We start from the raw sequence: 7942 nt of genomic DNA, 5'->3' as shown, positions 1-7942 counted from the left end.
CCCACCCTCAACCTACAAACCCCAGCCAACCGGCTCAACCAGCTGCTGCAGGCAGCCTAAACCCCCTGCGTTGCTACGACCAGTTGACTTTGCCCCCTCAAAACGACAACAACTGCGAGTTACTTGGGTCTCAGCCGGCGGCGCGGAGGTCGCCGTGTCGCGGGAGGTCACCTGAAGCAACGCCGCGCAACCCGGCGAAAGGCTTCTAAACGAATGTTGGGTCACGCCCCGCTGCCTGCCTAACCTCGATGCACGTGGTGTACCCGAGAGGCCAGGGAGCTGCCTGCAAAGCAGCGCACGCGGGTTCGAATCCCGCCACCACGTCTGATGTGTCGCCCTGCATCCCAAGCCTTTACTGCCCGCCCCGCGCCAGCCATCATGAAATCAGGCGCAGGACTTCGCCGACCGCTACAGCACGGCCGCTCCTTGCGCGGCGGAGGCGCAGCGACATGTCATCCAGGATCGAGCACGCGGACCACGCCTTGGGAGGCACTTCCCCCGGGGACCCGGACCGATTCCTGACCGACTACTACGAGCACGTGGCCGATGATGATGTCCGCAACTACACCACGGACACGCTCCTGGAGCGTGCGCGGTACCACCGCTCACTGGCGGAACGGCGGGCTCCAGGGCAAGCTGTGATCGGCGTCCTGAACGAAGCCGACGCCAGCCTCGTAGCGATTGTCACCGAGGACATGCCCTACCTTGTCCCCTCGGTCACCGCGGAAATTGCCAGGGACAACGCCTCCATCCGGCTCCTGGTCCACCCCACTTTTACGGTCTCCCGGGATGCGGGTACCCATCGCCTGACCGGCATCCGCCGCGGTCCCCTGCGGACGGGACTGCCCTCCGGCGTCGAGCCTTCCGCCTGGGCCACCCCTATGGACCACGACGACGGCGGCCCGCTCACGGAGGCTTGGATCGCCGTCGAGATTTCCCGGCTCGCTGACGAGGCGAGTGCAGAACACCTCGTTGAACGGCTGCAGACCGTCCTTGGCGATGTCCGGGCCGCCGCGGAAGACGCGGCCGCCATCCATCAGGAGCTTGTCGACGAGATCCGCAGCTTGGACGCGGTGTCCCAGGCCGCCCCCGCAGCGCGGGAGGCCCAGGAGTTGTTGCGCTGGCTCGACGACGGGAATTTCGTGTTTCTCGGGTACCGCGGCCGAAGGGGTCTTGGGCTGCTCAGGAATGTGCCGGCCACCGCGCCCCCAGGCGGGCCGTCCCCAAAACCTGGCACGCCTCCCGTCCTCACGCTCACCAAATCGACGCTCCGCTCGACGGTCCTCCGGCGCGCCTACCTCGACGAAATCAGCCTGGCGACGGGCAGCAAAAGCGAGCGCACTTTCGTTGGCCTTTTCGCGCCCAGCTCGGCGTCCCGCTCGGCACTCCAGATTCCCGTCATCCGGGACACTGTGAACGAGGTGCTGCGGACGTTCGGCTACCCGCCCGAATCACACCGAGGCAAGGAACTACTGGCGGTGGTGGAGGCCTATCCCCGCGACGAACTTTTCCACATCGACGCGCGGCAGCTGGCCGAGCACGCGCGGGACATCCTGCGCCTCCAAGAACGGCACAGCACCCGGTTGTTCCTTCGCCTCGACTCGCACAGCCGGTTCATGACGGCACTGGTCTTCCTGCCGCGCCAACGTTTCAGCACGGCCGTCCGGCTCAACATTGAACGCGAACTTCGCGAGGCCTTCGGCTCCGAAGCGATCGAGTTCGAGCTCCGCCTGGGCGAATCCGCCATGGCCCGGGTGTTCTTCCGGGTTCTGTTGCCCCGCGAGGGGGCGCCCGCCGTCGTCGACCCTGCTGCACTTGAGCAGCGGATCATCGCCGCCACAAGGTCCTGGGCTGAAGGCCTGGACGAAGCCCTGCGGGCGAGGTTCCCCGCGGCCGAGGCTACCCGGCTGTCCCGGCAATGGGCCACCGCATTTCCGGCCAGCTACAAGGCAGACTACGAGGTGGAGGACGCGGTTCAGGACATCGTCCGGTTCGAGAGTTTCGCGCCCCGCGACGGGGACATGACGGACGGCGGCACCGCAGACCCGCTGCTCACCGTCTACCGGCGTCCGGGGACTGCCGTCCTCGCCGAAGATGCGCGGATTCGGCTCTATCTGACCCGCCCGCAGAGCCTGAGCCAGATTTTGCCGTTCTTCCACAACCTGGGCTTGCGCGTCCTGGACCAGCGTCCGTTCGATGTGCAGCGTGCCGACGGGCGGTCCTTCTTCCTCTACGATCTCGGCCTCGTCTATCCGCGCGGAGTTGATCCCGTGGGTACCGGCGATCTGCTGGCCGCTTCGTTCTGTGCTGCGATGCGGGGAGACGCGGAGTCCGACGCCTTCGATGCCCTGGTCATCCGGGAGGGGATCGACTGGCGGCGGACGGCTATCCTGCGCGCGTATGCGAAGTATCTTCGGCAGCTGGGGAGCACCAATTCCTACGGGTTCATCGCGGATACCCTCCGTGAGAACGTACGTGCAACCCACGCCCTGCTTTCGCTGTTCGAAGCGAAGTTCGATCCGGACCGGTTCGAACCCGATCTGTTCGATCCTGAACTGCGCGCGCCGACGCCTGCTGAGCCCACGCCGTCTCAGCAGATTCCGCTTGGAAGCGATCTGTTCGAAACGGACCGCAGCAGGTACAGCTCGCGGACCCAGGCCACGAACGCGGCCCGCAAGGAACTGGCGGAAGCGATCGACGCCGTACCGGTCCTCGACGCCGACCGGCTGCTTCGTTCTCTGGCGAGCCTTGTGGAGGGCACCCTGCGCACCAACTTCTACCTGAACAAGCCGTATTTGAGTTTCAAGCTCAATCCATCCTCCATCCCCGCCGCACCGGCACCCCGGCCACAGTTCGAAATCTGGGTCTACTCGCCGCGGGTGGAAGGCGTCCACTTGCGTTTCGGCCCGATAGCGCGCGGAGGATTGCGTTGGTCCGACCGCCGTGAGGACTTCCGCACGGAGGTCCTGGGACTCGTGAAAGCCCAGACGGTGAAAAACGCCGTCATCGTTCCCACCGGAGCCAAGGGCGGTTTCTATCCCAAACAGCTCCCGGACCCGGGCGAGGACCGGGCGGCTTGGTTGGCCGAGGGCCAGGAAAGCTACCGGATCTTCGTTCGCGGACTGCTGGACGTTACGGACAACCTGGTTGCCGAGCCCGACGGCGGTTCGAGCGGCCGCGTCGTTCCGCCGGCCCGCGTGGTGAGGCACGACGGCGACGACTACTACCTCGTGGTCGCCGCGGACAAGGGCACGGCCACGTTCTCCGACATCGCCAACGCCCTGGCCGCAGAGTACGGGTTCTGGCTGGGCGATGCGTTCGCGTCCGGCGGTTCGGTGGGCTATGACCACAAACAGATGGGCATCACGGCCCGCGGCGCCTGGGAATCCGTGCGGCACCACTTCAAAGAACTCCTGATCGACTCCGACGCGGAGGACTTCACGGTGGTGGGCATCGGCGACATGAGCGGCGATGTGTTCGGCAACGGCATGCTGCTCTCGAACCACATCAAGCTGGTGGCAGCCTTCGATCACCGGCACATCTTCCTGGATCCCACCCCGGACCCAGCCACGTCCTTCGCCGAGCGGAAACGGCTCTTCAAGCTCCCCCGCTCGTCCTGGGCCGACTACAACCCCGCGAAGCTCAGTCCGGGTGGAGGGGTGTTCTCCCGGGCCGAGAAGTCAATCAGCCTCACCGAACCGGTCCGCCTCGCCTTGGGACTGGATGAGGGCACGACGGCGATGAGCCCGCCTGAGCTGCTTAGGGCCGTCCTCACGGCCCCCGTCGACCTGCTTTACAACGGCGGCATCGGCACCTATGTCAAGGCTTCCACCGAGACGCACGCCGACGTCGGAGACAAGTCAAACGATGCCATCCGGGTGGACGCAACCCAGCTGCGGACCCGGATCATCGCCGAGGGTGGCAATCTCGGCATCACCCAACGCGGCAGGATCGAGGCTGCCCTGGCCGGAATCCTTGTGAACACCGACGCCATCGACAACTCCGCCGGCGTGGACTGCTCAGACCACGAGGTGAACATCAAGATCTTCCTGGACCGGATGATCGCCGCGGGCAAAATGTCCCCGAACGAAAGGACGAAATTCCTGCACTCGCTCCAGGACGAGGTGGGACGGCTCGTCCTGAAAACCAACGTTGACCAGAACGTCCTCCTTATCAATGACAAGCAACTGGTGCTCGCGTGGAGCCCGAGCTTCGAACGGACCATGGACTGGCTCGACTCGACCACTGACCTGGACCGGGAGCTCGAGTGCCTGCCGACCACCAAGGAAATCCAGGCACGCGTAGGGACCGGAGTTGGCCTGACCTCACCGGAACTCGCCGTGCTGGCGGCCTATGCCAAGATCGAGCTGGCCCGGGAACTGACGGAGGGCGGGCTCGCAGACGATCCATGGTTTTCGCAGACGCTGCGCGATTATTTCCCTCGCCAACTTTCGGAACGGTTCGGCGATGAGCTGTCTACACATCCCTTGCGCCGTCAAATCGTCGCCACGGTGGTGGCCAACGACATGATCAACCTCGGCGGCATAGCCTTCGCGTTCCGTGCCATGGAGGAAACCACGGTTTCGGCGGCCGCTGTGGCGCGTGGATTCGTGGTCATGCGCCGAATCTGGGGCTTCGATTCGGTCACCGAGGCCCTGGCCCGGGTGCCGGCAAACATCCCCATCGAATATGGATGCGCCGTGGCCCTGGACATGCGCCGTCTCCTCGACCGGTCCACCCGTTGGTACGTCACCCACGATTTCCGCGACAAGCCCATAGCGGACGCCTTTGCCCGGCTCGAACGGCCCATGTCGCTGATGCGGGCTAATTTCACGCGCTTCCTGCACGGGATCAACCTGCAACACTCGTTGACGCGCCTTGCCCACTCGGATTCTGTCGGCTTGCCGCACGAACTGGGCCTTCGAGCCTCGGAACTTCTCGTCAGCTACGGCCTCCTGGACATTTCCGCGATTGCCGAGGAATTGCAGGAGCCCGTTGAGGGCGTGGCCGAGGTCTACTTTGCCGTGTTCGAACGGATTTCGGCCATCCCCTTGTTGGAACACATCACGCTGTTACCGCGGGACACCCACTGGGAGGCCTTGGCCCGGGCAGCCCTCCGCGACGACATGTACCTGGTCCTCGCCGACATGACCAAGGCCGTGGTCCGGCACACTCCCCGCTCCCCGGAGGCAACCGCCGACCCGGTGGAGAGGATCATGGACTGGGAACGCGGAAACATCGAACAACTCGCCCGCATCCAGGACACCATCAAGGAAGCCATCAAGCCCGGTCCGGTGGACATCGCGGCACTCTCCGTCGCAGTGAAGCTCCTGCGCGCCATGGTCCGCCGGTGATCCAGCTCCCAGAATGACAGACATCCCATGACTCTTTGCTATCTTTTATGCAGGAATTGCCGCTCCCCCCGCGGCATCCTGCAGAAGGAGGCCCCCCAATGAGCACCGCCACATTAGAAAACAACGAGATCCATCTGTCCTTTGCGTCCGTCGACGAAGTCCATGCAGGACTTGACGAAGCCGTCAGCACGCTCATCGAAGCCGCTGCCGACAACGGCCGCTGCGGGATCCTGGTGACCCGCCGGGAGCCCGGAAGCTACACGGTTGCCTTGGACGAGTCGGTCCCGTTCGGCCAGACCCGCGAGGTCCTCGCCGCCTAGGAACGGTCCTAGGAAAGGTACAGACAACAAAACCGGGGCTTGTTTTCCAGACCACGCCAAGACGGCGCGGAATGGAAAACAAGCCCCGGTTTTTTGCAGGTCACTACACCCGGCGCAACTCCACGCCGTCGGACTTCATGAAAAGCTGTTTGGCGGCTTCATCGGCGCCAGGTCCTGCGGGTTCAAGCCACACAACGTTGCCGCTGCCCGAGACTTCCTGCACCTCCCCCGCAGCGACCACATGTGCGTGCCTTACGACTTCGATCCGCTCCCCCACCTTCAGCGTTCCCCAGTTGGAAACGACGGCGGACTGTGCGATTCGCCTGGACAGAACTGTCCCGCGTGCCTTCATTGAACTTCTACCCCTTTGTGGATGTTCGTTACTTCAGTTGTGAACGGATGTTCCCCGGCAGGCCCACGACATCGTCGGCGTGGACATGCCGTACCCCATAAGTTCTACTACACAGAAAGCGCCCCGGGGCACGTATTGCCAAACATTTCCGGGGCGCTTCCTATTGTTCACTCGAACAGTATTTTGTTCGGCGTCAGGCGAGAATTCCGACGGCGGATTCGGCGGCCGTTCGCACGTCGCCAGCGCCTACCAGACGGTCCGCCGCTTCCAGCTCAGGTGAGAGGAAACGGTCAGTTCCCGGACCGTCGACGACGCCCCGCAGCACCTCGATCACGGCGGTGCCCGCCGGCCCCGGAGTGAGTTCGCCGCCGGACAGTTTGGTGCGGATGTCGAGGGCGCGGGCGCTCGTGACGAGTTCCACAGCCAGGACGCGGCGCAGGTTCTCGATGGCCTTGCGCAGCTTGCGGGCAGCATGCCACCCCATGGAAACGTGGTCTTCCTGCATGGCGGAGCTCGGGATGGAGTCCACCGACGCCGGGACGGCCAGGCGCTTGTTGTCCGAGACGAGTCCGGCCTGGGTGTACTGGGCAATCATGAGGCCCGAGTCCACTCCGGGATCGTCGGCAAGGAAGGCCGGGAGGCCGTGGGAGCGGGCCGGGTCCAGCATGCGGTCCGTGCGGCGCTCTGCGATGGAGGACAGGTCCGCGACGGCGATGGCCAGGAAGTCCAGCACGTAGGCGACCGGGGCGCCGTGGAAGTTGCCGTTGGAAGACACCCGGCCGTCCGGGAGCACCACAGGGTTGTCAATGGCCGCGGCCAGCTCTCGGGAGGCCACGAGTTCAGCGTGCGTCACGGTGTCGCGGACCGCGCCGGCCACCTGGGGTGCGCAGCGGAGCGAGTACGCATCCTGGACCTTGGTGTCATTGACGCGGTGCGAAGCAACGATCGGCGAGTTCGAAAGCACCCGCAGCATGTTGTCCGCGCTGGCAGCCTGGCCCGGGTGGGGACGCAGGGCCGCGTGCAGCTCCGGGAGGAACACCTGGTCCGTCCCGAGCAGCGCCTCGACGCTGAGCGCGGCGGTGATGTCCGCCGTCGTGAGCAGCAGGTGCAGGTCGGCGATGGCCATCAGGAGCATGCCGAGCATTCCCTCGGTGCCGTTGACAAGCGCCAGGCCTTCCTTTTCCGCGAGGACGACCGGCTCGATACCGTGCGCGGCGAGGAGCTCGGCAACCGGCTTCTTTCCGGCGGCGCCGTACAGTTCGCCGTCGGGCCCGGTGGCTTCGCCTTCGCCCATCAGGACCAGGGCGCAGTGGGACAGCGGGGCGAGGTCGCCGGAGCAGCCCAAGGAGCCGAATTCACGGACAACGGGGGTGATGCCGGCGTTGAGGACGTCCACCATGGTCTGCAGGACCACGGGACGGACGCCCGTGCGGCCCGAAGCCAGGGTCTTGGCACGCAGGAACATGATGCCGCGGACCACTTCGCGCTCCACTGCCGGGCCCATGCCGGCGGCGTGACTGCGGATGAGCGACTTCTGCAACTGGGTGCGGAGCTCGTTGGGGATGTGGCGGTTGGCCAGGGCACCGAAGCCCGTGGAGACGCCGTACGCCGGAACTTCGCTGTGCGCGAGGCCATCGATGTGGGCGCGGACCTTGGCGACCGTGTCCAGGGCTTCCTGGGAGATGGTCACCTTGGCGTCGTGGCGTGCGACGGCGACGACGTCCTCCGGCGTGACGCCGCTGGAGCCGAGGGTGACGGTCAGCGGTTCGTGGGTAATGGTTGTCATCGGGGTGTTCCTACTTGCTTTCTTCCATGGGGATGCGGACGCCGCGTTCGTGGGCGACGTCGATGGCGCGGTCGTAGCCGGCGTCGGCGTGGCGGATGACGCCCATGCCGGGGTCGTTGGTGAGGAGGCG

General features: G+C 65.4%; 5 protein-coding genes and 1 tRNA gene. 3 read left to right on the top strand and 3 right to left on the bottom strand.

Going from position 1 to position 7942, the window contains the following annotated elements; translation table 11 throughout:
- The first annotated feature begins 253 nt into the window (after positions 1–253).
- The 3 genes from AB0323_RS23830 (at position 254) to AB0323_RS23820 (ending at position 5674) form a co-directional block, all read left to right on the top strand.
- Positions 254–324, top strand: a tRNA-Cys gene (locus AB0323_RS23830).
- 125 nt (positions 325–449) lie between these two features.
- A complete protein-coding gene (locus tag AB0323_RS23825) occupies positions 450–5354 on the top strand; it encodes an NAD-glutamate dehydrogenase (RefSeq protein WP_366179528.1) in 4905 nt (1634 codons plus the stop codon).
- Between the two features lie 98 nt (positions 5355–5452).
- On the top strand, positions 5453–5674 hold the full coding sequence (locus tag AB0323_RS23820; protein ID WP_366179527.1) for a hypothetical protein: 222 nt from the start codon (positions 5453–5455) through the stop codon (positions 5672–5674).
- Between the two features lie 103 nt (positions 5675–5777).
- On the opposite strand, the gene AB0323_RS23815 is transcribed toward AB0323_RS23820, so the two are convergent.
- The 3 genes from AB0323_RS23815 to AB0323_RS23805 all read right to left on the bottom strand — a co-directional run.
- The gene (locus AB0323_RS23815; RefSeq protein ID WP_059388455.1) at positions 5778–6026 is read right to left on the bottom strand and encodes a hypothetical protein; all 249 of its coding nucleotides are present in this window, start codon (positions 6024–6026) and stop codon (positions 5778–5780) included.
- A 193-nt stretch (positions 6027–6219) separates the two neighbouring features.
- Positions 6220–7812 carry a histidine ammonia-lyase gene (hutH, locus tag AB0323_RS23810; protein ID WP_366179526.1) on the bottom strand — a complete coding sequence of 531 codons (1593 nt, stop codon included), beginning with the start codon at positions 7810–7812 and terminating at the stop codon, positions 6220–6222.
- A gap of 10 nt (positions 7813–7822) precedes the next feature.
- Positions 7823–7942, bottom strand: a 120-nt coding sequence (locus tag AB0323_RS23805) for a hypothetical protein (protein WP_366179529.1), incomplete at its 5' end; no start/stop codon positions are given.

The organism is Arthrobacter sp. NPDC080031 (assembly GCF_040702485.1).
Taxonomy (GTDB): domain Bacteria; phylum Actinomycetota; class Actinomycetes; order Actinomycetales; family Micrococcaceae; genus Arthrobacter.
Note: the sequence above shows the minus strand (reverse complement) of the source record. Positions and strands in the feature narration are given on the sequence as shown.